The organism is Achromobacter sp. SIMBA_011 (assembly GCF_046535435.1).
GTDB classification, from domain to species: Bacteria; Pseudomonadota; Gammaproteobacteria; order Burkholderiales; family Burkholderiaceae_B; genus Achromobacter; species Achromobacter dolens.
The window spans coordinates 1,147,820-1,173,440 of the sequence record NZ_JAWRWN010000002.1; the positions used below are offsets into that span (position 1 = coordinate 1,147,820).

Sequence of the window (25,621 nt, forward strand, 5' to 3'; positions counted from 1 at the left end):
CGCGCGCTAGGAGCCGTTGGCCGCCGCGTCGCGGCGGGTCCGCTTCTCGGCGGCCAGCACCAGCGGAATGGCGCAGGCCGCGCACAGCGCCATCACCAGGAAGCCTGCCGGCGCGTAACCGCGATACAGCGCGCCGCCCAGTTGAATGCTGCCAAACATGAACACCCCGCCCGACAGCAGCGCATACAGCGCGATGGCCGACGTCTTGCAGGCCGCCGGCACGCGGCGCGCGATGTACCACATGATGGCGGCATTGTTGCCGGCCAGGGTGAAGCATTGCAGCACTTGCAGCGCCGCGATCCAGCCCGGGTCGGTGGTGGCCGACAGGCCGGCCCAGCGCAGGGCGGTCATGGCGGCCGAAACCAGGATCAGCCATTGGGCGCCGAGCCGCGCCAGCACCTTGGGCGCCAGGAAGAAGAACAGCACTTCGCTGGCCACGCCCACCGCCCACAGCGTCGAGATCAGCGCCGTCGACAGGCCGCGGTCGGTCCAGTAGAGCGTGGAATACGAATACAGGAAGCCGTTGCTGGCCTGTACCAGCGATGCGGCGGCGATGCACAGCAGCAGCGGCCGGTCGCGCAGGATCTCGCGCATCGGCAGCCGCGCGCGCTCGGCAGGCGCCTCCTCGGCGCTCGGGCGCGCGGCCCGCGGCAACAGGCGCACGCACGCCAGGCAGGCGACGATCAGCAGGATCGACAGCCACATCACCCAATCGGCGTCGAAGGTCTTGATGAGGTAGCCGCCGGCCACCGTCACCACGGCGAAGCCGAGCGAGCCGCAGGCGCGGATGATGGTGTAGGAATTGCCCTGGCCGCGGCTGCTGGCGATGGCCATGCGGTCGAGCAGCGGCAGCACCGCCGGGAACACGGCGTTCAGCAGCAGCGTGACGGCGAACAGCCAGGCCGGCGCCGCGCTGAACGGGTAGCAGATGAACAGCAGCAGCGAAGCGGTCAGCGCGGCGAAGATCAGGCCATGCGCGCTGCCGCGCTGGTCGGCCACGTGCGCCACCACCGGCGTCGACAGGATCTTGGGCAGGAACGAGGTCGCCACGATCAGGCCGATCAGCGCCGGGTCGAGGCCGCGGCTGGCGAACCACAGGGGAAGAAACGGGATGCTGACGCCCTGCAAGCCGTAGTACAGGAAGTAGAACCCATGCAGGGCGATAGCGCCTTGCCGGGCGTCGGGGTTGCCGCGCATAGCGATGTGACGGGAGTGTGGCTGGGAGGAAGCGCCGTAGCATACTCCTTCCGCCCGGCCGGCTCCGCGCCGCCGCGCCGGCCTTGCCATCGCAACGGCCGTGTCGGCCTTACCAGGGCAGCGGCGCGGCTTCGCCGTTGGCGTGCTCGCCGTAATAGATCGACGGCAGCAAGCGCGACAGGTAGGTGAACTCGGTATAGCAATGGCGCAGCAGGTTCAATCCCAGCACGTCGGGCACGTCCTGTTGCGGCCGTGGGCTCGACAGGCCCAGGTAAAAGCGGCTGCGCAGCACGCAGCCGAACGGCGTGTCGCGCGCCAGGTGGATCATCTGGCCATCCCGCGGATCGCCATCGGCGTCGAGTTGGATGTGGTCGCCGAAGCCGATGCGGGCGTAGATGGCCGCCGACACGTCCTGGTTGCCGTGCGCGGCGCGCAGGCGCGCGGCGTCGAAGGCCTCCTGCGGCGCGTGGAATTTCAGCCGGGCGGCCACCGGCGGCAGGTCGGCCAGCGACTCCACCGCGTGGATCGAGGCGCCGATATAGCTTTCGCCGCGCCGCCAGGCGCTGTCCCAGCCGCGGTGCTCGACATGGTCGTGCGGATGCCACCACTTGATGTGCTGGGTGGTCTGGAAGAACTTGAACCACCAGTCGAGCATGCGGCCCTTGCAGCCATGCAGGTCGGTGCGCGTGGCCACCACCAGGCCGCCGCCGGGCAGCCGGGCAATGCCGGTCTCCAGCCGCAGCGGCGCGGGATCGAGCAGGCTGTCCATGTCGGCGGCGATGTGCGCCGCATCGGGGTGCGGGGTGGTCATGCGAGGTCTCCGGGATAAGGGAAAGCCATAAGGGAAAGCCGATTCTACATTAAAGAAACGTTATTCGTTTCCAAAATAAATGGACCGTGTAAGATCGCCCACTCGACATCAGGAGAACCAATCGCCCATGGCGTCCCTTGCCTCATCCGCCGCGCCGCGCCCGCGCGGCCGTCCCGCCCGACCCGACGCCGAACTGCGCGCCGCGATCCTCGACGCCGCCACCTGGCTGCTGCTGAACGAAGGTTATGGCGGCGCGACGCTGGAAGCGGTGGCCCGTCGCGCCGGCATGGCCAAGAAAACCGTGTACCGCTTCGCCGCCAATCGCGAGGACCTGGTGGCGCAGGTGGTGCGCGGCTGGACCGACAGCTTCGAGCCGGCGCTGGCGCAGGAGGTCGCCAGCGCCGCCGAGGTGCTGCCGGCGCTGGCGCGGGTGCTGCAGACGATCGCCGACCGCGCCCTGTCGGCCGACGCCGTCGGCATGTTCCGTTTGTTGACGGCCGATTTTCCGGCGCGCAACGCGCTGCTGGCGGTGTATCAGGAAAACGGCATCGAGCGCGGCACCGCGATGCTGGCGGGGTGGTTCGAGAAACTGGCCGCGCGCGGTTTGATCCGCATCAAGCAACCGCGCGAGACCGCCGGCCTGCTGTTGGCCATGACCATCGCCGAACCGCTGCGGCAGATGGCGCTGGGCCTGGCCGAGCCGCTGCCGCGGGGCTCCATCGCGGATCGCATCCAGGCTTGCGTGGCGCTGTTCTCCGGGCAGGGGCGGGTGTTCGAGGTCCTGCCGGACTAGTGATGGCGTCATGCCCGCGCGGGCATATCGATTCAGCTTGGCGCCAGCCGCGCGCGGCCATTGGCAAAGCGCGCATACGGAATTACCCTGGGACGTCGCGGCGCGACCGATTGCGCCGCGCGCGTGTTTTCCGAATCATTTCCAGGAGCTGCGATTCCATGGCCAAGAAACTGAATGCGAAGACCACCAAGGCGGCGAAGACGCTGCGCAAGCGTCCGCTGGCAACCCCCACCGATCTGGCCGCCGCCGCCACCCGCGATATCTCCGCGGTGTTGAACCAGGTGCTGGCCGACGTGTTCGCGCTGTACCTGAAGACCAAGAACTTCCACTGGCATGTCAGCGGGCCGCATTTTCGCGATTACCACCTGCTGCTGGACGAGCAGGGCGACCAGTTGTTCGCCATGACCGATCCCATCGCCGAGCGCATCCGCAAGATCGGCGGCACCACGCTGCGTTCCATCGGCCATATCGCGCGCACCCAGCGCATCGCCGACAACGATGCCGACTACGTCCAGCCGCTGGACATGCTGGCCGAGCTGCGCGAAGACAACAAGACCCTGGCGGCCACGCTGCGCGAGGCCCACAACGTGACCGACGAGCATCGCGACATCGCCAGCTCCAGCCTCATCGAGAACTGGATCGACGAGACCGAGCGGCGCACCTGGTTCCTGTTCGAGGCCAGCCGGCAGGGCGACAGCACCGGTCATTGAACGGCGTAGGCGGCCGTTTCCCGGCCCTTGTATCGGGGGGCGGGAGAGGGCGGGGCGAAGGGCGGTCCGCCGGTTGCCGGTGCGTCAGCCCTCGCGCCCAAACCCGCCACGGGCCCATTCCGAGGCCCGTTGCACGCTCAGCTTGTAGGTGGGCGCCACGTGGATTTCGGCCAGTTGTTCGCCCGATTCGTCGTAGGCGCTGAGCACGGCATAGGGCTCGTCCTCGTCGGGCACGATATCCAGCTTGACGGTGACGCGGCCGGCGGCCGCATCGATCTTCACGCTCTTGTGCAGCGTCGCGTGCAATTGCTGTTCGTGACGGCGCAGGACTTCGTTGGCGGTCTTGACCAGGGTGTGGAAGGCGGGGGTGTCGAGGGGCTTGGGGTTCTTCTTGTCGCGGCCCATGGTCCACGGACCCACCAGGGCCGGTTCGGCCTGCCCGTCCAGGGTCATCTCGACGGCCCAGCCGTCGTCGTCTTCGTTCTTGATGATGCGGGCGGTCCAGCCATCGTCGCGCCACAGCGTGGCGCCCTGTTCCTTGCGGTCGTGGAAGTCGCCGTCGTCCGGCATGTGGGTGTCGTTCACTACTGTGCTTTTCCTGGGGGCATGGGTTCGCGGCCTCGCGGGCGGAGTTGCCGCGCCAGGCCGAAGAGATCATGGGTGCGCAGGGCGGATATCCGGATGGCCGGATTCCGCCTGCCCCCCGCACTGTAGCGCAATGCGCGCGGGCGTTCCCGGCGCGGCGGGAACGCCCCGGTCTCGCGGCGTTGCCCTAGAAGCGCACGGCCAGCTTGAGCAGGCCCGACTGCTGGCGGTTGCCGCCGCCGAACTGCGCGTCGTAGGCGACGCCGGCGGTGGTGTTGCGGGCGAGCGCGATTTCGGCGCCCAGGCCGACCACCGCGGCATTCCTGGCGATCGGCACGCCGCGCACCGAGAACGTGCCGCCGCCGTCGAAGGCCAGTTGCTGGCTGGGCGTGACGTCGCCCATGGCGTGGCGCCAGCCCAGCGAGGCGGTCAGGCGGCCCGGCGCGCCGCTGGACTCGAACTGCCAGGCGCCGCGCAGGCCCAGCGTGCTGCTGGTCACGTCGTCGGTGCGGCCCTTGCCGCGCAGGGCGGCCGATCCGCCCGATTCCTCGAAATCACGCGTGCGAAGCTGGTTCCAGGCCAGGCCGGCATAGGGTTCGATGCTGTAGGCATCGCTCAGCGGCAGGTGGTAGCCGAGCTCGCTGAAAAGCTGCGTCGACGAGGCGCGGTAGGACGACTCCAGGCGCTGGTTCAGGCTGCCGGCCGCGACGTCGCGCTTGGTGTTGATGTCGTGCCAGGTGTAGGCGGCGCCGGCCATGAAGCGCAGGTGGCCGGGACCGGCCTGGAAATTGCGGCCGCCGAAGATCGTGGCGGTGTAGCTGTCGACGTCGGTGCGCGAGGCGGAATCGGCCAGCGAGCTGTGGCTGCCGACGTAGCCGACCGCGCCGCCCAGGCGCCAGCCGCCGCCGACCGCGCCATCGCCGCCGACGAACAGGCCGCCGGACGATTGGCTGACGCTCGAGGCGTTGCCGTCGCCGGCGAAGGTGCTCCAGTTGCCGAACGCCTGCGCCCAGACGGGCGACGCGCCGCTCTGCGGCAGCGCGTCGGCCGACGGCGCGCCCAGTTGGGCGGTCGGCTGTCCGGCGCGCACCGGCGCGTCGAGGTTGCCGCGCAGGTGATCCAGCGGCAGCGCGCGCACGCTGTCGGCCTGGCTCTGCAGCACGGTGGCGGTGCTGGCGTAGGCCTCGCCGGACAACTGCTTCAGGGCCGAACGCGCTTCATTGGGCGTCATCGTCAGCACGGCCGTGGTCACCTGGCGGGCGCCGGTGCCGGCGGCCGCAGTGCTGCCGCTGCCGACCACGGGCGAGCCGTTGCCGGGGGCCGTCGCGCCATTGCCGCTGGAGGCCGAACCATTGCCGCCGGAGGTCGAACCGTTGCCGCTCGCGGGCGGATCTTCCTGGTCCAGCGCGCCGCCGACGCTGGCTTCGTTGCCGGTGCCGCCGATGCTGCCGATCGGCACGTCGTTGCGCGTGAGCGTCATGAAGGCATTCTTGGCGTCGTAGCTGAGCGTGGGCGTCAGGAAGGCGTAGGCGCTGGAGGCGCCGGTGAAGCGGCCCTGGATGCCGCCGTCGGCGGTGAGAATGTTGTAGGTGGTGCGCGGCGCATAGTTGCCGGCCGGGCCGACGTGCGCCACGGTGCCATCCAGCGTGGCGACGCCGGTGACGTGGATGCGGTCGCTGGCGCTGCTGGCCGGATCGGCGTGCACGCGATAGACGGTATCGGCGCCGAAGGCGAGGTTGCCGTTGACCGTCAACGTGCCGATGGGCGAGCCGTCGTTGCCCGGGGAGATCACGGCGGTGGGGTAGAGCGTGGTGGCGCCGACCTGGCCGACGCCCGCCAGCACGACCTCGCGGCCGATGTCCAGGGGGCCGTTCAGCTTGCCGTCGATCTCCAGGGCGCCGTCGGCGATCAGGATGGGGCCGCTCAGGCCGCTGCTGTCGGCCGTCAGGATCAGGGAGCCCGGGCCGGTCTTGACGAAGCCCTGGGTGCCTTGCAGCGGGTTGTGGATGGTGTCGACGAACTGGCCCGAGGCATAGGTGCCGTCGCCGACCACCAGGGCTGGCGGGTTGCCGCCGCTGCCCACCAGGGTGATGGGCGCGCCCTGCACGGTATAGCGGTCGGTCGCGAACTGGATGCCCGACACGCGCACCGGGCCGGCGCCGCCATCGACCGTGACCGTGCCCGCCGCGCCGGTGAAGATGGCGTAGCCGCTGTCGGGCAGGGCGCCCGTGGCGTTGGTGGGGCTGTTCCAGTTGCCGCTGGCGGCGCTCCAGGTGCCATTGCCGCCGCCGGCGCGGGTGGCGGATGCCGCGCCGTTGCCGTTCCACAGATTGGTGGTGCTGGGGCCCAGGATCAGGTTGATCTGTTTGTCGCCGGTCAGCGACTGGATGGTCGCCGCGGGCTGCGAGTCGCCGGTCACGCTGCCCAGCGTCAGGCCGTTGCCGCTCAGGGTGCCGCCGTATGACAGGATGCGGTAGTAGCCGGCGTTGGTGCCCAGCGTGTTGACCGACACGTTCAACGTGGTGTTGTTCAGGGTGGCGTTGCCTGCGACCGTGATGTTGTCGCCGGTGCCGGGCTGCGTGATCGGCAGGCCCGCGTAGCCGGTCTCGAAGTCGAACACGGCGTTGTTCATCGACAGGTCGCCCCTGACGACGAGGTTGCCGTTGGACACGCCGGTGGGGGTGCCCACCGGGTAGCCGGGGGCGACGCGCGCGCCGTTCACGTCGAGGTTGCCGTTGATCGCGCCGAAGCCCGAGACGGTGCCGTTGGCGGCCGCGTTGACGTTGCCGGTGAGGGTGACGCCGGCGCCCCCGCAGTTGCCGCCGATCACCAGGGTGCCGCCGTTGACGTCAACGCCGCCGGGGAAGGCGGCCGAGCCGTCGAACACCTGCGTGCTGCCGGACGCCACCGTCAGGTCGGCCGCCATGGCGGCGCCGCAGCAGGTGGTGCTCAATGCGACCGTGGCCGTCAGCCACTTGTTCGTGCCGTATATCAAGACTGGAATCCTTTTTGTCTCGGCCCGAGGTCCCGATGCCATACGCAATTGCCCACGGAAATCGTGTTTCCGGTGGCTGAAATACTTTGTATGGAATGGACGGGCCGGTGGAAAAAGGACGCAATTTATACCTGCTTTTTTGCAGATTAAAAAACTGCCTTAAAGATACCATCCAAGGCTGCGGTTTTCGGCTGTTTGGATACCAACCGTTTGTTTTTATTGATGTTTTGGATACCGTCCGTATTATCAATATGGCTGGAATTGATACATTCTATATTATCTTTCAGGCACGATAAGTGCTGATTTTTGATTTTAAGAATCGGCGCGGTTTTTATTATTTATCTTGCTTATCGAGGCGCCGCGAAAATGGTCAGGACGCGCGCTTTTAGGCCATCGCGACAGCGCCTTCCCGGCTGCACGGCGCGCGACGGCAACGACGGCCGCGCGTGGCGCGGCCGCCGGCGCGGCAAGCCCCGCCGGCGGCCGCCAATGACAGCCCGGTCCGCCTGCCGCCCGCGGATTCACCCGCTGCCTATGGATTCACCAGCACCGGCTTGTCGCGATACGCCGCCGGGAAGGTCTTGGCCAGGTTCTCCACCTTCGGCACGTCGTTCACCATGATGTACATGCTGTACGGGTGCCGCACCAGGTAGTCCTGGTGGTAGCCCTCGGCGGGGTAGAAGGCCTTGAGCGGTTCCACCGTGGTGGCCAGCGCCTTGGGGTACACACCGGATTTGTTCAACTGGGCGATGTAGGCCTCGGCCACCTTGCGCTGGTCGTCGTTTGCCGGGAACACCGTGGAGCGGTACTGGGTGCCGCTGTCCGGGCCCTGGCGGTTGAGCTGGGTCGGGTCGTGCGCCACCGAGAAATAGATCTGCAGCAGTTGGCCGTAGCTGACCTGCTTCGGGTCATAGGTGATTTCCACCGATTCGGCGTGGCCGGTGCGGCCGCCGCTGACGGTGTCGTAGTCGGCGGTGGCTGCCTGGCCGCCCGCGTAGCCGGAGACCGCCGATGAGACGCCCTTGACGTGCTGGAACACCGCCTGCACGCCCCAGAAGCAGCCGCCGGCGATCACGGCTTTTTCCTGGGCCGCGCCGGCCGCCGACGCGTCGAGCGCGGGCGGCGGAATGATGAAGGCAGTCTCGGCGGCGCCGGCCGTGCCGAGGGCGAACAGGGCGCCGGCGGCGGCCAGCGCGGCCTGGCGGGCGCGGGAGAAGGGACGAAGGAACATGATGCGCAATCCTCGAAAAATGACGCCGGCCGCGATCAGGCCTGCGGGGTGAAGTTCATGGCCACGCCGTTCATGCAGTAGCGCAGTCCGGTCGGGCGCGGGCCGTCGTCGAAGACGTGGCCCAGGTGGCCGCCGCAATTGCCGCAATTGACGGCGGTGCGGGTCATGCCGAAGCTGCGGTCTTCCAGCGTGTCGACGGCGTGTTCCAGCGGCTGCCAGAAGCTGGGCCAGCCGGTGCCGCTGTCGAACTTGGTGGCCGACGAAAACAGCTTCTGGGCGCAGCCGGCGCAGGCGAAGGTGCCGGCGCGATGCTCGTCGTTGAGCGGGCTGGTGTAGGGCCGTTCGGTGCCCTCGCGGCGCAGCACGTCGTACTGCGCCTGGGTCAGCCTGGCGCGCCATTCGGCGTCGGTCAGGGTATAGGGGTAGGCGCGGGGCTGCGCGGCGCGCGCGGCGCGCCCGCCCAGCAGCGGCGCCAGGCCGGCGGCGGCCGCGAAGGCGCCGCCCGCGCCCAGGAAATGCCTGCGTGTCAGTCTCATGGGGGCTCCTCGGGAAAGCGGGCCCGCGCGCGGCGCGGCCGGGGCGGCGCACGCGGGATGGTTGGCGGGCGGGCTTACTTGCCCATGCTGTCCTTGCTCATGGAGCCGCCCTTGGACATGCCGTCCTTGGACATCCCATCCTTCGACATGCCATCCTTGGCCATGCCGTCCTTCTTCATGCCGTCGTGCGACATGCCGTCCTTGGACATGGAGTTCTTCGACATGCCGTCCTTGGACATGCCGTCCTTCGCCATGCCATCCTTGGCCATGCCATCCTTCGACATGCCGCTCTTGGCCATGCCGTCCTTCGACATGCCGTCCTTGGACATGCTGTCGGCCGCGTGCGCGGCGACCGCGCCAAAAGCCAGGCACAGCGAGAATGCGGCGGTGGTGAGTGTCTTCATGATGCGTTCCTCTGGTGTGTCGTGGTGGGAAAAAAAGTGAAAACCACCTAGCTGCCGCCGAACCAGTTGTAGCCCTGGTCCTCCCAGTAACCGCCCGGGTAGGTGTTGGTGACGAAAATCGCCTGGATGTGCTTGGGGTTCTTGTAGCCAAGCTTGGTGGGCATCCGCAGCTTCATCGGGAAGCCGTACTCCGGCGGCAGGGTCTTGCCGTCGTAAGTCAGCGCCAGGATCGTCTGCGGATGCAACGCGGTCGGCATGTCGATGCTGGTGTAGTAGTCATCGGCACACTTGAATCCCACATATTTCGCGGTCAGGTCGGCGCCCACGCGCTTCAGGAAGGTCGAGAACGGCACGCCGCCCCATTTGCCGATGGCGCTCCAGCCCTCGACGCAGATGTGGCGCGTGACCTGGTCGATCTGCGCCATGGCGCGCAGCTCTTCCAGCCGCCAGCGGCGCTTGTCCGCCACCATGCCGGTGACTTCCAGCCGGAAGCTCTCTTCCTCGACCTGCCGCACCTCGTCGATGCCGTAATAGGCATTGAACGGGAACGGGCGGGTGATCATCGATTCCGGGTAGGTGGGGGCCAGCTTGTTCGGATCGAAGATCCAGCCTTGCACGCGGTCGTTGAAGCGCGACACCGCGGTCAGCGCCTTTTCCACGTTTTCATCGTCGGACAGCGTGCAGCCGGACAGCATCGCCAGCCCGCCCAGCGTCAGGCCGCGGCGCAGGAAGGCGCGGCGCGAGGGCACTTCGACCCGCTTGTCCAGGATCTTCACGGCTTCCTTCAGGATCGCCGGGCCATCCAGGCCCAGCAGCGACAGGCGTCGTTTTGCGCTCACGTTGGGCTCCTTATTTGCCGCGGATCATGGCGATCAGACTGCGCGGCACCAGCGCCACCATGACCAGGTGGACCGCCACGAACGCCACCAGCAGCGCCATGGCGAAGAAATGGATACGGCGCGCGAATTCATAGCCGCCCAGCAGCGTGCGCAGCGTGTCGAACTGCACCGACTTCCACAGCACCAGGCCGGACAGGACCAGCACCGTGATATCCGCGATGACGAACAGGTAGGCCAGCCGCTGCACCTGGTTATAGTGGCGCGGGTCGGCATGCGACAGCTTGCCGCGCAGGGCGGCGGCCAGGTCGCGGGCGACGCCGCGCGGGCCGACCGGGAAGAACTTGCGCCACAGGCGGCCGGTGGTCAGGTTCAGCCCCAGGTAGAGCAGGCCGTTGACCAGCAGCAGCCACATGCCGGCGAAGTGCCATTGCAGCGCGCCGCCCAGCCAGCCGCCCAGGGTGGCGCCGTTGGGAAAGGTGAAGTCGAAGAACGGCGCGGCGTTGTAAATGCGCCAGCCGCTGGTCACCATGATGAGCACGGCCAGCGCATTGAGCCAATGCATGATGCGCAGCCAGCCGGGATGGACCGGGCCGCGGCTGTCGGCCGCCGGGGCGGCGGGGGCGTCTGGGGTGGCGGGCGTGGCCATCATGGCGGGGCTCCTCGGGGAGGCGGTTGTTGTCGTTGGAGCCATTCTTCCCCGGGCCCGATATCGAAGTCCTCACGCAAACTTAAAATAAATGTGATAACTCGCCGGCCATGGATTGGCGACAATAGCGCTGCCGGGGGCGGATCGCCCGCGCCCGGCGTTGCCGGCCGCTGGCGGTCGGCTCACCCTGATTTCCACCCCTGACCGAGCCCCTATGGATACGCCCCGCCGCGTCCTGATCGTCGAAGACGACGCCCACATCGCCGAATTGCTGCGCCTGCACCTGCGTGACGAGGGGTACGCGGTCGAGCACGCGGCCGACGGCAACGAAGGCATGCGCCGGCTGGAGGAGGGCGGCTGGGACGCCCTGGTGCTGGACCTGATGCTGCCCGGCATCGACGGCCTGGAGATCTGCAAGCGCGCCCGCGCCATGACGCGCTACACCCCCATCATCATCACCAGCGCCCGCTCCAGCGAGGTGCACCGCATCCTCGGCCTGGAACTGGGCGCCGACGACTACCTGGCCAAGCCGTTCTCGATGCTGGAACTGGTGGCGCGGGTGCGCGCGCTGCTGCGCCGCACCGAGGCGCTGGAGCGCAATGCCCGCATCGACGCCGGCAGCCTGCGCCAGCACGGCGTGGCCATCGACCCCATTGCCCGCACCGCCTCGGTCGACGAGCGCCGGCTGGAACTGACGCCGCGCGAATTCGACCTGCTGCATTTCTTCGCCCGCAATCCCGACAAGGTGTTCTCGCGGCTGGACCTGCTGAACCAGGTCTGGGGCTACCAGCACGAAGGCTACGAGCACACCGTCAACACCCACATCAACCGGCTGCGCACCAAGATCGAGGCCGATCCGTCCAATCCGCAGCGCATCCTCACTGTCTGGGGCCGCGGCTACAAGTTCGCGGCGGCGCCCGGCGCGCCGGCGGAGTCCGCGTCATGAAGCGCCTGACCCTGACCCAGCGCCTGTCGGCCGTGTTCGCGCTGCTGCTGCTGGCGTGTTGCGGCGCGTCGGCCTGGCTGCAGATCTCGGCCCATGCGCGTTACGAGCAGGAAGTGGTGCAGCGCCTGTCCAGCGGACTGGCGCAGCATATCGCCGGCACCAATGAACTGATGGACGCCAACGGCTGGAAGCCGGACGCGGTGCGTTCGCTGTTCTCGATGCTGATGATGGTGAATCCCGCGGTCGAGGTCTACCTGCTGGACAACGACGGACGCATCGTCGGCGATGCCGCGCCGCCCGGGCAGATCAAGCGCGACCGGATCGACCTGGCGCCGGTGCGGCGCTTCCTGGCGGGCGGGGCGCTGCCGATCGAAGGCGACGATCCGCGCCACCTGGATACGGCCAAGGTATTTTCGGCCGCGCCGGTGCGGGTGGCGGGGCGCGACGAGGGCTATGTCTATGTGGTGCTGCAGGGCCAGGCGCATGACGCGCTGGCGATGGCCGCGTCGCGCAGCGCGGTGCTGCGCACCACCCTGTGGTCGATTGCGCTGGTGGCCTTGTTGGGCCTGGTGGCGGGCCTGGCGGCGTTCGGCCTGATCACGCGGCCGCTGCGCGGGCTGACGCGCGCGGTGCGGGCCTTTGGCGACGACGACGGCCGCGCTTTGGCGGCGCTGGAAAGGCCCGCCGACGCCACTGATGCGGGCGGCGACGAGATCTCGCTGCTGCGCCGCAGCTTCGTGCAGATGGGCCGCCGCATCTCCGAGCAATGGCGCCAGTTGACGCAACAGGACCAGCAGCGGCGCGACCTGGTGGCGAACATTTCGCACGATCTGCGCACGCCGCTGACCTCGCTGCACGGCTACCTGGAGACCCTGCGGTTGAAGGACGAGACGCTGGACGCGGCCGAGCGCCGCCGTTACCTGGACATCGCCCTGGCGCAGAGCCGCAAGGTCGGCCGGCTGGCGCAGGAACTGTTCGAGCTGGCGCGGCTGGAATCCGGGCTGGTGCGGCTGGAACCCGAGACCTTCTCGCTGCCCGAGCTGGCGCAGGACGTGATCCAGAAATTCGAATTGGCCGCCGAGGCGCGCCAGCAGCGGCTGACCACGGCGATTGACCAGGAACTGCCGCCGGTGCGCGCCGACCTGGGCATGATCGAGCGGGTGCTCACCAATCTGCTGGACAACGCCATCCGCCATACGGCGCCGGGCGGATGCATCGAGCTACGCCTGCGGCAGGCGCGCGACGGCGTGCAGGTGCGGGTCAGCGACAATGGCGCCGGCATTCCCGACGCCTTGCGCGCCGGCCTGTTCACCCGCGCCTCGGTGCTGGCGGACGGCCCGCGCGATGGCGGCGGGCTGGGGCTGGTGATCGTGCACCGCATCCTGAAGCTGCATCACAGCGATATCCGGCTGGTGCAACGGCCGGAGCCGGGCGCGGTGTTCGAGTTCGACCTGCCGGCGGCGCGCTGACGCGGCGTCAGCCGCCCGCGCGCCGCCGTAGCCTGGCGCTGGCGTGCCGTCAGGCCGCCGTCGGCATCCTGCCGTTGAGCAGGTAGTCCATCAGCTCGCGCACGGTGCGCATGGCGTCGCCGAACGGCAGCTTCGACGCGCCGCGGAAGAACAGGCCGCGGCTGACTTCGCCGCGCATGGCGGCGGCCAGCTTCAGGTCGATGCAGAACTGGCCGAAGCGGGCGATGCCGTCGCGCAGGCCGCACTGCGTCAGGCAGTCCATGCGCTGGCTGCAACGGCGCGCGTCGCAGCGGGTGCTCTCCTGCAGGGTCTTTTCCTGGCGCAGGTAGCGCGTCAGCCACGGCGTCGGCACGGCGCGCGCCGGCAGGCCGGCCACGCTGGTGAATTCGGCCAGCTTGTCGGGGTCGGCTTCCATCAGCACGCGCTTGAAGTTCTCGTGGGCGTCGCCTTCCTCGGTCACGGCGAAAGCCGTGCCCACCTGCACGCCGTCGGCACCGTGGCCGAGCCAGTGGCGCACCTGCTCGTGGCTGCCGACGCCGCCGGCCACGATCAGGCGCGGGGCGTCGCGGCCCAGTTGCAGGTCCTGGAACAACTGGCGGCATTCGGCCAGCACGCGCTTGAAGTCGAAGCGTTCGTCGTGGATGTCGTCCAGGCGCGCGGCGCCCAGGTGGCCGCCGGCGTAGCCGGGGTGTTCGATGACCACGGCGTCGGCCATGCGGCCTTTCTTCATCCACTTTTTCAGTACGGCGGCCACGCCGCGCGCTTCCGACAGGATGGGGACCAGCGCCACCTTGGGGTAGTCGGCGGTCATGTCGGGCAGGTCCAGCGGCAGGCCGGCGCCCATGACGATGGCCTGGGCGCCGCTTTCGCAGGCCTGGCGCACCAGGGCGGGATGGTCGCGCACCGCCTTCATGACGTTGACGGCCACCACGCCGCGACCCTGCGCGGTGTCGAGCGCGGCGCGCACTTCGCGGTCCAGCGCGACGCGGTTGGCGCTGTCGATCTGTTCACGGTCGCGGCAGTCCTCGGTCTGCTCGATCAGATCGGGATGGTGATGGCGCAAGTCCACACTGGCGATGGTGCCGACCGCGTTCTGGCTGGCGACCGCGCCGGCCAGGCGATGGGCGGATACGCCGACGCCCATGCCGCCCTGGACGATGGGCAGCAATTCGCGTCCGGCGAGAGTGAGGGATTTGAACCACGTCATGAAATGGGAGCCTTTATTGGGAACAGTGGCTCCGAGGCTAGAGCAATGCATGACGCGCCGCCTTGCGCGGGATCAAGCGGGCGGGTGAAAGCGGGGAGAGGGAACGCGGCAGGGGCGTGGTCCGGCCGGGCAGACAAAAAAGGGGCGGAGCCGGCGGGCTCCGCCCCTGGCCAATGGTGGCCTTACGCCACCAGCTTGACCAGCGCCGGCACCGTCAGCACGGCGGTGTAGTAGCCCATGAACTGCACGCCGGTGTTAAAGCCGAACAGGCGCGACAGCAGGCCGCCGAACAGGCCCATGGTCAGGATCACCAGCAGGCCCAGGAACTGGCCTTCCCACACGCTGATCACGATGATCAGGCCGACGAAGGTGGCGATGATGGCCTCGTGGCTGACCTTGCGCGACACGAACAGCGCGGCGCGGCGCGCGAAGTTCATGGCGAACGGATACGACACGATCGCCGCCAGCAGCACCGCCAGCATGCCGTAGCCCAGGAACTCCCAGTGGTTCAGCAGGTTGTGCAGGTTGTGCGTTTGGCCGCTGGCCGCGTCCACCGTGAAGCGCGGCGGCGCGTTGAACAGCGGCGCGGCCGGGCCGGCGGCCACCGGGCTGAGCGGCAGGCCGAAAGCGATCAGCGGGATCAGGGCCTCGGCGATGTAGGTCGCCTCGGTGACGCCGTTGCGCGCGCTCAGCACCGTGGTCAGGCGGTGATAGGCATGCTTGACGCGCGAGCCCACCAGTTCGCCCAGCACCACCGTCATCGCCACCGGGCTGAACACGAAAGTGGCGCTGGAGATGGTGGCGGTGGCCAGGGTCCAGCGGGTCTGGATGCGGTCCATCACCTTGAGCGGATTGGGAAAGTAGCCCGACCAGCCCTTGACGTCCGGCGCCAGCGAGAACGTGCGCACCTTGTCGCGCATCATTTTGGCGCGGCCCTGCGGCGCGATCACGGTGAACAGGTCGGCGATCAGCGGGCCGATGGCGATGCCCAGGAAGTAGCTGATGCTGAGCTTGACGCCGTATTTGGCGGTCAGGCTCTGCAGCGCCACGATCACCACCACGAACGGCACCAGTAGCGCCACGGCCGCCCAGCGGCCGGCCGAGAAATAGGCGATCAGCACCGCCGCGGCCAGGAAGATCCACGGCGCCGACTTGGTGATGGCGCCGCCGAACGGCGCCAGCAGCACGGCGAACAGCACCGCCAGCGGCACCGCCACGAAGGCGGCGACGATGGCGCCCGACACCATCTTGCGCAGCGCGATGTGCGGCACGCCGAGCTTGCGCAGCATGTTGGCGTCCTGCAGCAGCGGCGTGGCGAGCGTGTCGCCGGGGATGCCCAGCAGCGCCGTCGGCACCGCGTGGGTCATGTGCTTGGCCACCGCGCCGGCCAGGAAGAAGGTGAAGACGCCGGCGGGCGGCACGCCCAGCAGCACCACCAGCAGCGTCAGCGGCGCCAGCGTGGTGGTCTCGTCGGTGCCGGACACCAGGCCGATGGCGGCGAACACCACCGCGCCCAGGAGGCCCATGCCGGCGGCCACCATGATCTGTTCAAGCAACACGGGATCGCTCATGCCGGCACCTCTTCACGCACGTTGCGCGGTTGGGCCTGCGGCGCCGGCGCCGCGGCGGGCGCGGCGAACAGCTCGTACAGGTCCAGTTCCTTCAGTTCCTTGACCACCGCCGGCGGCAGGTCCGCCAGCGTGCCCAGGCCGCCCGGTTGCGCGGCCAGTTCGGCCAGCACCTCGGCGCGCCAGGCCGGATCGTGCGAGGCGCTGTGCTCGACCACTTCGCGCTTGGGCGGGAACAGGCGGGCGCAGATCACGCCCGCCAGCACGCAGCCGGCCAGGCCGGCCAGCATGGCGTAGGCGTGCGCCAGCTCGGGCGAGGCGACCTTGTCGCGCAGCCAGCCGCTGGCGGCGTAGAAGCCCGCCACGCTGACGGCGATGCCGATGGCGATGGCCCACGCCAGGTGGCGCAGGTCGACCGTGTCGTTCCATACTTCGGCCAGGCGTCCGGCGGACGCCTTGCTGTCTCTTTCCATGTCTGTCTCCTTGATGGACGGGCGGCGCGGGAGATTCCCGGCGCCGCCTCTGTTCTTGTGCGGCCGGCGTGCGTGCGCCGGCCGTGCCGCGCCGTCAGGCCGGTTTCCGCAGTTCCTCCAGCAGCGCCAGCGCGCGGTCGGCGCGCACGTCCTTTTCCTCGGCCATGCGTTTGGCCAATTGGTCGACCTCGGCGCCCACCGCGCCCACGGTCAGCGCGATGTTGCGCGCGTGCAGCGCCATGTGGCCGCGCTGGATGCCTTCGGTGGCCAGCGCCCGCAGCGCGCCCAGGTTCTGCGCCAGGCCCACGGCCACGGCGATCTCGCCCAGCTCCTGGGCCGAGCGCACCGCCATGATCTTGAGCGCCAGCCGCGCCAGCGGATGGGTCTTGGTGGCGCCGCCCACCAGGCCCACCGGCATCGGCATTTCCAGCGTGCCGACCAGGGCGCCGCTGGCGTCCTTTTCCCAATGGGTCAGCGAGGTGTAGCGGCCGTCGCGGCAGGCGTAGGCATGGGCGCCAGCCTCGACCGCGCGCCAGTCGTTGCCGGTGGCGACGATGACCGGGTCGATGCCGTTCATGATGCCCTTGTTGTGGGTGGCGGCGCGGTACGGGTCGGTGGCGGCGAACACGTAGGCGTCCAGCACGCCCTCGATGATCTCGGCGCCGCTGCGGTCCTTGGTGTCGAGGGTCTGCGGCGTCAGGCGCACGCGGGCCCGCGACAGGCGCAGGTCGGCCAGGTTCGACAGGATGCGCAGCCGCACCGTGCCGCCGGTGATCTCCTCGACCAGCGGCGCCACGGCCTCGGCCATGGTGTTGACGGTGTTGGCGCCCATGGCGTCGCGCACGTCGACGATCAGGTGCAGCACCAGCATCGGGCCGCGCGGCGTGTCGGCGAACACGTGCGCCTCGATGTCCTGGCAGCCTCCGCCCAGGCCGATCAGCACCTGGTCGCGGCTGTTGGCCAGCTTGACGATGCGCTCGCGCTCGCGCAGCAGGGCGACGCGCGCGCCGTGCGGATCGCTCAGGCCCAGCACCTGCACCTGGGCGCGCATCAGCGGCCGGGTGCTGGAGGTCTCGAAGCCGCCGTTCTCGCGCGCCAGCTTGGCCATGAACGAGGCCGCGGCCACCACCGACGGTTCTTCCACCGCCATCGGCACCAGCACGTCGCGGCCATTGACCTGGAAGTTGCCGGCCACGCCCAGCGGCAGCTCGAAGGCGCCGATGACGTTCTCGATCATGCCGTCGGCGCGGTCCAGGCCGAGCGCGCCCGGCTCGGCCAGTTGCTGGCGTTCCTCGGGCGTCAGGCCGGCCGCGTCGGCGATGGCGGCGAGGCGTTGGGCGGGGGTGAGGGCGCGGAAGTTGGGCAGGCGTGAATCGGCCACCATGGCATGTGTCTCCATCTGGAAATCTAGGAATTGGGTGACCGGATTCTAGGTAAACTGTACCGGCATTCAGAGGTACAGTTTGGACGAACAGTACCATCGCACTGCACCAATTTTCGACTTTTTCCCGCTGGAAACCACGCCGTGGACGCCGACATTTCTCCGGGCCGCGCCCCGCGCGCCGCGCCCATCGCCGAAAGCCTGGCGCGCCTGATCGGGCGCCAGATCGCCGATGGCGTCTACCGCCCGGGCGATAAATTGCCGTCGCTGCGCGAGCTGGCGCAATTGCATCGCTACGCCAAGAACACCGTGGTGGTGGCGTTCGAGATGCTGGTGGCGCGCGGGCTGGTGGAGCCGCGCCGCGGCTCGGGCTTCTACGTGCTCGACACCGGGCCGGCGCGGCGCGCCGCCGATGAAGAGCCGGGGCAGTTGAGCCGCGCCATGGACATCGTCTGGCTGATGCGCGAGCAGCTCAAGACGCAGCCCGACGCCATCGCCGCCGGCGACGGCTTCCCGCCGGTGGAATGGCTGGCCGACATGCGCATGGACCGCTATCACCAGAAGGTGGTGCGCACCGGCCTGGGCACGTTGTTCCGCTATGGCAGCCGCTTCGGCTACGCGCCGCTGCGCGAGAGCCTGGTGCGCAAGCTGGGCGACGTCGGCATCAGCGCGGCGCCGTCGCAACTGGTGCTGACGCACGGCGCCAACGAGGCCATGGACCTGGTGATCCGCTACTTCCTGCCGCCGGGCGCGGCGGCGCTGGTGGACGATCCCGGCTACTACCCGCTGTTCGGCAAGCTCAAGCTGGCCGGCGTGCGCATGCTGGGCGTGCCGCGCCTGTCGGACGGCCCGGATCTGGCGGCGCTGGAGGCGTTGCTGCAGCGCGAGAAGCCGCGCCTCTTTTTCACGCAGTCGCTGGCGCACAATCCCACCGGTTCCGACATTTCGCCGGCCAAGGCCTACAAACTGCTGCAACTGGCCGAGCGCCACAACCTGATCGTGGTCGAGAACGATCCGCTGGCCGACTTCAAGCCGACCTCGGCGGTGCGGCTGTCGGCGCTGGACCAGCTGGAGCGCACGGTCTACATCGGCAGTTTCTCTAAGTCGTTCTCGGCGGCGCTGCGGGTTGGCTTCATCGCCTGCGGCGCGGGCCTGGCCAGCGATCTGGCGGACCTGAAGGCGCTGGTGCACGTCAGCAGTTCGGAATACTGCGAGCGCATGGTCGACGTGATGCTGCGCGACGGCCACTACGAACGCCATCTGGTGCGCCTGCGCCAGCGGCTGGAAGCGGCCACCGGCGACGCGCTGCGGGTGCTCGATTCGCTGGGCGCGACGGTCTACACGCGGCCCACCCGCTCGCTCTATCTGTGGGCGGCGTTTCCCGGCATCGACAATTCGCTGGCGCTGGCCGAGGACCTGATGCCGGAGAAGGTCATCATGGCGCCGGGCCGCGTATTCAGCGTCGATCCGACGGCGGCCTCGCCCTGGTCGCGCTGCAATGTGGGCGCGGTGGCGTCGCCGCGCTTTCACGCCGCGCTGGCGGCGCGCCTGGGGCGCGGCGGCGCTCAGCGGTAGCTGAATTCCTCGAACCAGCCGCGCAGCAGGGCCTGCGCCTGCGCGCCCAGCAGCCGCGCCGGCGGGGTGCTGGGGCAATTGCGCGCGCCCTGCACCGCGAAGCGCTGGACGCCGCGCCGCGCCAGTTCGCGCGCCAGGCCCAGCAGCCGGGTCTCGTCGAGCCAGTCGGGATGCCAGGTGATGCGGCATTCGAAATCCACGCCCGCCGTCAGCAACTGCGTCAGGCAGGCCTGCGCGGGGCGGTGCGAGTCGCGCCGGCCCGTGATGTCGTCATAGCCCTGCGCGTCGGCCTTGATGTCCAGGCCGACCCAGTCCAGGTGGCGCAGCACGTCGGCCAGGCGCAGCGGATAGATGCCGGCGGTGTGCAGGCCGATGCGGTATCCCATGCGCCGCGCCTCGCGGATCATCGACGGCAGGCGCGGCTCGCTGAGCGGTTCACCGCCCGAGAACACCACCGCGTCGAGCAGGCCCTGGCGGTTGTCCAGGAAGGCGCGCACATCGCGCCAGTCGTAGCGCGCGTTGCGTGTCTGCAATTCGGGGTTGTGGCAGTAGTGGCAGCGCCAGGGACAGCCGGCGATGAAGATGACGGCGGCCAGCGTGCCCGGCCAGTCCACGGTGGAGAAGGGCGTCAGGCCGCCCACCGCCGGCGAATGGCGCGGCAGCGGCTGGGCCGCCGGCCGGGGCGGCGCGGCGTGGGCCAGGCGCGGCGGGTGGCGGGCGGGGGCGGCCTTGCGGCCGCCGGCCGCTTCAGGCACGTTGTTCGACGAAGAAGCGACGTTCATTGAATTCGCCTTGTTTGCCGGTGTTGAAGGAAGACACGGGGCGGTGATAGCCCATGACGCGGGTCCAGACTTCGCAGCGCACGCGCTGGCTGTCGTCCAGATGCGCGGCCTGCGGGGCGATGGCTTGCGGGGTGATCACGGTTTGCATGATGGCTCCTGGGGAAAGGGCCGGGCGCGGATCGCCCGGGGGTAAAAAAGCGATGGACGGCGCGGTCAGGCCGGCGCGCAGCAAGACGCCTGCTTGGCCAGCAATTCGGCGTCGCACTTCGGGCAGAACTCGTGGTGCCCGGCCAGATAGCCGTGGTTCGGGCAGATCGAGAACGTCGGCGTGACGGTGATGTAGGGCAGGCGGAAGTTCGACAGCGCGCGCCGCACCAGCGCCTTGCAGGCGCTGGCCGACGACACGGCCTCGTTCATGTACAGGTGCAGCACGGTGCCGCCGGTGTACTTGCCCTGCAGCGCTTCCTGCAGCGCCAGCGCCTCGAACGGATCGTCGGTGTGGCCCACCGGCAACTGGCTGGAGTTGGTGTAGTAGGGCTGGGCCTCGGTGCCGGCCTGCAGGATGCCGGGATAGCGCTTGCGATCCTCGCGGGCAAAGCGGTAGGTGGTGCCTTCGGCCGGCGTGGCCTCCAGGTTGTAGAGGTGGCCGGTCTCTTCCTGGAACTCGGTCATGCGCGCCCGCACCCGGTCCAGCAGCCGCACCGCCAGCGCGTGGCCGGCCGGCGTGGTGACGTCGTCGGCGTCGTCGCTGAAGTTGCGGATCATCTCGTTGATGCCGTTCACGCCAAGCGTACTGAAGTGGTTGCGCAGCGTGCCGAGGTAGCGCCGGGTGTACGGATACAGGCCCTGGTCGATATAGCGCTGCACCACCTTGCGCTTGGTCTCCAGCACGTCGCGCCCGAGGCCCAGCAGGTGGTCCAGGCGCGCCATCAGCGCCGCCTCGTCGCCGCGGCAGGTATGGCCCAGGCGGGCGCAATTGATCGTCACCACGCCCACCGAGCCGGTCTGCTCGGCCGAGCCGAACAGGCCGTTGCCGCGCTTGAGCAGCTCGCGCAGGTCCAGTTGCAGGCGGCAGCACATGGAGCGCACCATGTGCGGCTCCAGGTCGGAATTGAGGAAGTTCTGGAAGTACGGCAGGCCGTAGCGCGCGGTCATCTCGAACAGGCGCTCGGTGTTGGGGTGGTCCCAGTCGAAATCGGGCGTGATGTTGTAGGTGGGAATCGGGAAGGTGAACACGCGCCCCTTGGCGTCGCCGGCCATCATCACCTCGATGTAGGCGCGGTTGATCATGTCCATCTCGGCCTGCAGGTCGCCATAGGCGAACGGCATTTCCTCGCCGCCGACGTAGGGGATCTGTTCGCGCAGGTCGGCCGGGCAGGTCCAGTCGAAGGTCAGGTTGGTGAACGGCGTCTGCGTGCCCCAGCGGCTCGGCACGTTCAGGTTGTAGATCAGCTCCTGCATGCTTTGCTTGACCTCGGCGTAGGTCATCGCGTCGCGCCGGATGAAGGGCGCCATGTAGGTGTCGAACGAGCTGAAGGCCTGCGCGCCGGCCCATTCGTTCTGCAGCGTGCCCAGGAAGTTGACGATCTGGCCGATGGCCGCCGACATGTGGCGCGGCGGCGTGGCCTCGATCTTGCCGGGGATGCCGTTGAAGCCCTCGGTCAGCAACTGGCGCAGCGACCAGCCGGCGCAATAGCCGCTGAGCATGTCCAGGTCGTGGATGTGGATGTCGCCGTCGCGGTGGGCCTGGCCGGCCTCGGGCGTGAAGACGTTGGACAGCCAGTAGTTGGCGGTGACCTTGCCCGCCACGTTCAGGATCAGGCCGCCCAGGCTGTAGCCCTGGTTGGCGTTGGCGTTGACGCGCCAGTCGCGCTGTTCCAGGTATTCCTCCATGGCGCTTTCCACGTCCACCAGGGTGTGGCGCAGCGCGCGCAGGCGGGCGTGCTGTTCGCGGTAGACGATGTAGGCGCGGGCGGTGCGCCAGTAGCCGGCCTTGACCAGCGTTTCCTCGACCTGGTTCTGGATGGTCTCCACGCCGGGGCAGACGTTGCCCTCGGCGGCCAGCGCCTCGATCACCGCGCCGGTCAGCGCCTGGGCTACATCGGCGTCCAGTTCTCCGGTGCCGCGGCCGGCGGCGGCGATGGCCGTCGCGATCTTGGCGCGGTCGAATGCGACGACCCGGCCGTCGCGCTTGAGGATGTGTTGGAGTTGCATCGCTGACACCATATGTTGTGGGGTGGAAAAACTCTACCACCACCTATGGTGTCAAAGACCGGGTCGCCGAGGCGTTTGTCAGGCCGGCTTGATGCCGGTCAAACGGCCCCGGCCGGGCCGGGGCGGGCGCAATGCGGCCCTAGAAGCCGAAGCCGACCCCGGCGATCGAGATGACCACCGCCAGCGCCGCGGTGCGCATCGCCGGGCGCGGCGACCACGACAGCATGCCGACCCACAGCAGGGCGCCGGCCGACAGCCAGCCGAGCCAGGCCACCACGCCTACGGTGTTGCCCCACAGGCCGACGCAGGGCAGCAGCGCCAGCAGCAACAGCAGGATGCCGGCGGCGCGCAGCACGCGCGAATGGCCGGCGGACGGATCGCGGCCCCAGACCTGGTCATAGTGGCGCGGCATCGCCAGGCTCAGGCAGGCCATGCCGGAATAGGTCAGCAGCAGCGCCATGGCGATGCCGTATGCGTCGTTCAGATTCATGCCGTGGCTTCCTGGGGCGGGCGGGCGTTGCGCGGCGGCGGCGCCGACAACGGTTTCTTGCGCAATCGTAGCGCGGCCCAGCCGGCCGCCAGGCCGGTGGCCACGGCCGTCAGTTCGACGCCGGCGCTTTCCCAGTCGCCACGCGCGATCTGCGCCAGCGGATGGTCGCCGATCGTCGCCAGCGACAGCAGCGGCAGCAGCAGGCACAGCGCCGACAGCGCGCCCAATTGCCCGATCCACGCGCGCCGCGGCGCGCACAGCCAGGCGTGGGCCAGCGTCAGCGCCCAGACGATGAAGAAAGCGCGCAGCTCCCAGCCGGCGCGCTGCGGCAGCGCCACCGGCAGCAGGCGGTTGGCCCACAGGTAGGCGACGCAGGCGATCGCCAGGCCGGCCAGCGCGGCCACGTTCAGGCCTTCGATCAGGCGGTAGACGCGCGCGGTGGCGGCGCCGAACTCGTTGCCCATCTTGTTGCGGCGCTTGACCATGAACAGCACCGCGCCCGTGCCCATCATCGCGGCGCCGGCCAGGCCGCACAGGAAATACAGCCATTTCATGGCCAGGCCGCCGAACTTGACCATGTGCAGGTCGGCCATCACCTGGCGCGTGAGCGGCGCGGCGCCGCCTTCGACGCCGCCGGGCGCGCGCACGCGCAGCAGTTCGCCGCTGGCGGCGGAGAATTCGGCCATGCCGGTGGTGGTGCTGATGAGGACCTGCTGGTCGGCGGCCTCGTTCCAGCCATAGACCGCGATCCGCATCGAGCCGTCTTCGGGGTTGTTGATGACGACGGCGCGGGCGGTCTGCCCGATCAGTTGTTCGGCGCGGGCCACCAGTGGTTCCAGCGGCGGCACCGCCAGCGCGGCGCCGGTCGGCGTCGGCCGGTCTTCGCGGGAGAGTTCGGCCAGGTACTGGCGCGCGGCCTCGGCGCCGCCGCCATAGGCCGCCGTGATCGGCGCGGGCATCAGCGTCAGGGCCGAGATCACGATGCCGGTGTAGGCGATCATGAACTGGAACGGCAGCGTCAGCACCGCCGTGGCGTTGTGTGCGTCCAGCCACGAGCGCTGGCCTTTTTTCGCGCGGAAGGTGAAGAAGTCCTTGAAGATGCGCTTGTGCGTCACCACGCCCGAGACCATCGCCACCAGCATCGCCATGGCCGCGAAGGCCACGATCCAGACGCCCAGCGGCTGGGCATGCAGGTTGTAGTGGAAGTCGACGAAGTGACTGCCGCCGAGCGTGGCGCGGCCGGCCGCGTGGTGCGCTTGCTCTGGCAGTTCCTGGCCGGTCTCGGGATCGAGTTCGGCGTCGGCGTATTCGCCGTTCTGGTCCAACCAGTACGCCACCAGGCCGTTGTCGTGAAAGCGGTCCACCGGCCAGATCTCCCACATGCCGGCGCCGGGGTGATGCCGCGCCATGTACCGCACCGCCAGGTCGAGCCGGCGCGCGCGATCCACCTTGACGGGCTCGCGCGCCGCCGCCTCGGCCTCGGCCGCGTGATGCTCGGGCGTCATCCAATGGGTGATGGGTTCGGCGAATACCGCCAGGGTGCCGGTCAGGAAGGCGGCGAACAGCAGCCAGGAAAACCACAGGCCGACCCAGGTGTGGAGCCAGGCCATGGACAGACGGAAAGTGGGTTTCAGAACGCGCCTCGTTATTTTTCGACGCGGCCGCGGACCGGCGTCCTTTATTGAGAATGGTTCTGATTCTAGTCGAAATGGGGCCAGAGTAGGACGAAATCCCTACACGCTGGCCCCGCGGCGCAACGCGGGGCGCCCGCCGGCCTCAATCCAGTTTGATGTTGGCGCGCCGGCCCACTTCGCCGAAGGTCTGCAACTCTTGCCGCATGCGCGCCGTGAAGGCCGCGCCGTCCAGGTAGACCGGTTCCAGCGCCAGATCGGTGACGGCGCGCTGCACCTGCGGATCGGCCATGATCTCGGCCACCGCGCGGTTCAGCGTGTCCAGCACGGGCTGCGGCGTGCGGGCCGGCGCCACCAGGCCGTACCAGCCCACCATCGACACGCCCGGCAGGCCGCTTTCGATGAAGGTCGGCACGTCCGGCAGTTGCGGCACGCGGTGTTCGCCGGTGACGGCCAGCGCGCGCACTTTGCCGGCCTTGACCTGCGGCGCGGCCGACGACACCGTGTCCACGCCCAGCGCGATCTCGCCGCCGATCAGGGCGGTGATGAACTGCGCGCTGCCCTTGTAGGGCACCGGCGTCATTTTGGCGCCGGCGGCTTCGGCGAACATTTCGCCCACGAGGTGCGGCGCCGATCCCGGGCCGAAGGTGCCATACATCAGGCCGCCGCTGGCGGTCTTGTCGCGCGCCAGCTCGGCGGCCTGTTGCGCGGTCTTTGCCGGCACGCTGTTCTGCGCCAGCAGCACCACCGGCGCCAGGGCCACGATGGCGATGTGCTCGAAGCTGCGGCGCGGATCGTACGGCAGGTCGCGCTTGAGCGCCGGCAGCACGGTGTAGGTGGTGCTGCCCGACAGCATCAGCGTGTAGCCGTCGGGCTGCGCCTGCGCCACGGCGTTGGCGCCGATGACGGTCGAGGCCCCGGGCCGGTTCTCGACGATCACGGCCTGGCCCAGCTTGCCCGACAGCCGGTTGGCCAGCAGCCGGGCCACGGCGTCGGTGGCGCCGCCGGGCGTGAACGGCACCACCAGCTTGATGGCCTGTTCGGGATAGGCGGCGTGGGCGGCGGGCGCGCCCACGGCGGCTTGGAGGGCAAGGGCCGAAAGGCAGGCCAGCGCGGCGGCGCGGATTCTGGCGATCAT

Annotated in this window: 23 protein-coding genes and 2 pseudogenes; 6 read left to right on the forward strand and 19 right to left on the reverse strand. The window is 69.2% G+C overall.

What is annotated here, in order from left to right; genetic code table 11:
* Positions 1–6: 6 nt before the first annotated feature.
* Together SB816_RS12385 and SB816_RS12390 are read right to left on the reverse strand one after the other, a co-directional pair.
* Positions 7–1,197, reverse strand: a complete 1,191-nt coding sequence (locus tag SB816_RS12385; RefSeq protein ID WP_410547061.1) for an MFS transporter — start codon at positions 1,195–1,197, stop codon at positions 7–9.
* 109 nt (positions 1,198–1,306) lie between these two features.
* Positions 1,307–2,008, reverse strand: a complete 702-nt coding sequence (locus SB816_RS12390) for a DAPG hydrolase family protein (protein WP_064523120.1) — start codon at positions 2,006–2,008, stop codon at positions 1,307–1,309.
* Positions 2,009–2,135: 127 nt separating this feature from the next.
* On the opposite strand from SB816_RS12390, the gene SB816_RS12395 reads away from it, so the two are divergent.
* Together SB816_RS12395 and SB816_RS12400 are read left to right on the forward strand one after the other, a co-directional pair.
* Complete coding sequence (locus SB816_RS12395; RefSeq protein WP_175143809.1) at positions 2,136–2,801, forward strand: TetR/AcrR family transcriptional regulator; 666 nt, start codon at positions 2,136–2,138, stop codon at positions 2,799–2,801.
* A 158-nt stretch (positions 2,802–2,959) separates the two neighbouring features.
* The gene (locus tag SB816_RS12400; RefSeq protein ID WP_049074093.1) at positions 2,960–3,511 is read left to right on the forward strand and encodes a Dps family protein; all 552 of its coding nucleotides are present in this window, start codon (positions 2,960–2,962) and stop codon (positions 3,509–3,511) included.
* An 84-nt stretch (positions 3,512–3,595) separates the two neighbouring features.
* Here SB816_RS12400 and SB816_RS12405 read toward each other — a convergent pair whose 3' ends face one another.
* The 4 genes from SB816_RS12405 to msrB all read right to left on the reverse strand — a co-directional run bounded on the left by SB816_RS12405 (position 3,596) and on the right by msrB (position 8,858).
* Positions 3,596–4,096 carry a hypothetical protein gene (locus tag SB816_RS12405; protein WP_063583237.1) on the reverse strand — a complete coding sequence of 167 codons (501 nt, stop codon included), beginning with the start codon at positions 4,094–4,096 and terminating at the stop codon, positions 3,596–3,598.
* Positions 4,097–4,283: 187 nt separating this feature from the next.
* Complete coding sequence (locus tag SB816_RS12410) at positions 4,284–7,091, reverse strand: autotransporter domain-containing protein (RefSeq protein ID WP_410547062.1); 2,808 nt, start codon at positions 7,089–7,091, stop codon at positions 4,284–4,286.
* 532 nt (positions 7,092–7,623) lie between these two features.
* Positions 7,624–8,322, reverse strand: coding sequence for a peptide-methionine (S)-S-oxide reductase MsrA (gene msrA, locus SB816_RS12415; protein ID WP_064523111.1), 699 nt, complete (start codon positions 8,320–8,322; stop codon positions 7,624–7,626).
* Between the two features lie 35 nt (positions 8,323–8,357).
* Positions 8,358–8,858, reverse strand: coding sequence for a peptide-methionine (R)-S-oxide reductase MsrB (msrB, locus tag SB816_RS12420; RefSeq protein ID WP_116792642.1), 501 nt, complete (start codon positions 8,856–8,858; stop codon positions 8,358–8,360).
* Here msrB and SB816_RS12425 point away from each other — a divergent pair.
* Positions 8,846–9,130: pseudogene (locus SB816_RS12425) on the forward strand (hypothetical protein); the annotation flags it as partial. The gene msrB and the pseudogene SB816_RS12425 sit on opposite strands and share 13 nt — an antisense overlap.
* On the opposite strand, the pseudogene SB816_RS12430 reads toward SB816_RS12425, so the two are convergent.
* The 3 genes and pseudogenes from SB816_RS12430 to SB816_RS12440 form a co-directional block, all read right to left on the reverse strand.
* A pseudogene (locus SB816_RS12430) lies at positions 9,047–9,262 on the reverse strand (pentapeptide MXKDX repeat protein); the annotation flags it as partial. The pseudogenes SB816_RS12425 and SB816_RS12430 sit on opposite strands and share 84 nt — an antisense overlap.
* A 47-nt stretch (positions 9,263–9,309) precedes the next feature.
* On the reverse strand, positions 9,310–10,101 hold the full coding sequence (locus SB816_RS12435; RefSeq protein WP_410547063.1) for a molybdopterin-dependent oxidoreductase: 792 nt from the start codon (positions 10,099–10,101) through the stop codon (positions 9,310–9,312).
* A gap of 10 nt (positions 10,102–10,111) precedes the next feature.
* Positions 10,112–10,750: a cytochrome b/b6 domain-containing protein gene (locus SB816_RS12440; RefSeq protein ID WP_410547064.1), complete on the reverse strand. Its 639-nt coding sequence runs from the start codon at positions 10,748–10,750 to the stop codon at positions 10,112–10,114.
* Positions 10,751–10,961: 211 nt separating this feature from the next.
* Here SB816_RS12440 and SB816_RS12445 point away from each other — a divergent pair, with 211 nt between their 5' ends.
* Both SB816_RS12445 and SB816_RS12450 read left to right on the forward strand, forming a co-directional pair.
* Positions 10,962–11,693, forward strand: a complete 732-nt coding sequence (locus tag SB816_RS12445) for a response regulator transcription factor (protein WP_049074082.1) — start codon at positions 10,962–10,964, stop codon at positions 11,691–11,693.
* Entirely contained in the window at positions 11,690–13,162 is a 1,473-nt protein-coding gene (locus SB816_RS12450) for a sensor histidine kinase (protein WP_116793441.1), read from the forward strand. Before SB816_RS12445 ends, SB816_RS12450 begins: the two co-directional genes overlap by 4 nt.
* Positions 13,163–13,211: 49 nt before the next feature.
* Here the strand turns inward: SB816_RS12450 and SB816_RS12455 are convergent, their stop codons facing one another.
* The 4 genes from SB816_RS12455 to SB816_RS12470 all read right to left on the reverse strand — a co-directional run bounded on the left by SB816_RS12455 (position 13,212) and on the right by SB816_RS12470 (position 17,794).
* On the reverse strand, positions 13,212–14,369 hold the full coding sequence (locus tag SB816_RS12455) for an NAD(P)H-dependent flavin oxidoreductase (RefSeq protein ID WP_410547065.1): 1,158 nt from the start codon (positions 14,367–14,369) through the stop codon (positions 13,212–13,214).
* Positions 14,370–14,551: 182 nt separating this feature from the next.
* A complete protein-coding gene (locus tag SB816_RS12460; protein WP_020927869.1) occupies positions 14,552–15,940 on the reverse strand; it encodes a tripartite tricarboxylate transporter permease in 1,389 nt (462 codons plus the stop codon).
* Positions 15,937–16,410 carry a hypothetical protein gene (locus SB816_RS12465; protein ID WP_047990889.1) on the reverse strand — a complete coding sequence of 158 codons (474 nt, stop codon included), beginning with the start codon at positions 16,408–16,410 and terminating at the stop codon, positions 15,937–15,939. Before SB816_RS12465 ends, SB816_RS12460 begins: the two co-directional genes overlap by 4 nt.
* Positions 16,411–16,504: 94 nt before the next feature.
* Entirely contained in the window at positions 16,505–17,794 is a 1,290-nt protein-coding gene (locus SB816_RS12470; RefSeq protein ID WP_054438049.1) for a hydroxymethylglutaryl-CoA reductase, degradative, read from the reverse strand.
* Between the two features lie 141 nt (positions 17,795–17,935).
* On the opposite strand from SB816_RS12470, the gene SB816_RS12475 reads away from it, so the two are divergent.
* Complete coding sequence (locus SB816_RS12475) at positions 17,936–19,366, forward strand: PLP-dependent aminotransferase family protein (protein WP_410547066.1); 1,431 nt, start codon at positions 17,936–17,938, stop codon at positions 19,364–19,366.
* Here SB816_RS12475 and SB816_RS12480 read toward each other — a convergent pair.
* The 6 genes from SB816_RS12480 to SB816_RS12505 all read right to left on the reverse strand — a co-directional run bounded on the left by SB816_RS12480 (position 19,357) and on the right by SB816_RS12505 (position 25,621).
* Positions 19,357–20,148: an anaerobic ribonucleoside-triphosphate reductase activating protein gene (locus SB816_RS12480; RefSeq protein ID WP_410547067.1), complete on the reverse strand. Its 792-nt coding sequence runs from the start codon at positions 20,146–20,148 to the stop codon at positions 19,357–19,359. The genes SB816_RS12475 and SB816_RS12480 overlap by 10 nt on opposite strands.
* The gene (gene nrdD / locus SB816_RS12485) at positions 20,114–20,296 is read right to left on the reverse strand and encodes an anaerobic ribonucleoside-triphosphate reductase (protein ID WP_049074065.1); all 183 of its coding nucleotides are present in this window, start codon (positions 20,294–20,296) and stop codon (positions 20,114–20,116) included. The genes SB816_RS12480 and nrdD overlap by 35 nt, the downstream gene beginning before the upstream one ends.
* A 65-nt stretch (positions 20,297–20,361) precedes the next feature.
* Complete coding sequence (locus SB816_RS12490; protein ID WP_410547068.1) at positions 20,362–22,362, reverse strand: ribonucleoside triphosphate reductase; 2,001 nt, start codon at positions 22,360–22,362, stop codon at positions 20,362–20,364.
* 139 nt (positions 22,363–22,501) lie between these two features.
* Positions 22,502–22,852, reverse strand: coding sequence for a DUF3325 domain-containing protein (locus SB816_RS12495; protein ID WP_049074062.1), 351 nt, complete (start codon positions 22,850–22,852; stop codon positions 22,502–22,504).
* A complete protein-coding gene (locus tag SB816_RS12500; RefSeq protein ID WP_082402002.1) occupies positions 22,849–24,462 on the reverse strand; it encodes a PepSY-associated TM helix domain-containing protein in 1,614 nt (537 codons plus the stop codon). The genes SB816_RS12495 and SB816_RS12500 overlap by 4 nt, the downstream gene beginning before the upstream one ends.
* A 166-nt stretch (positions 24,463–24,628) precedes the next feature.
* Positions 24,629–25,621, reverse strand: coding sequence for a Bug family tripartite tricarboxylate transporter substrate binding protein (locus SB816_RS12505; protein ID WP_049074058.1), 993 nt, complete (start codon positions 25,619–25,621; stop codon positions 24,629–24,631).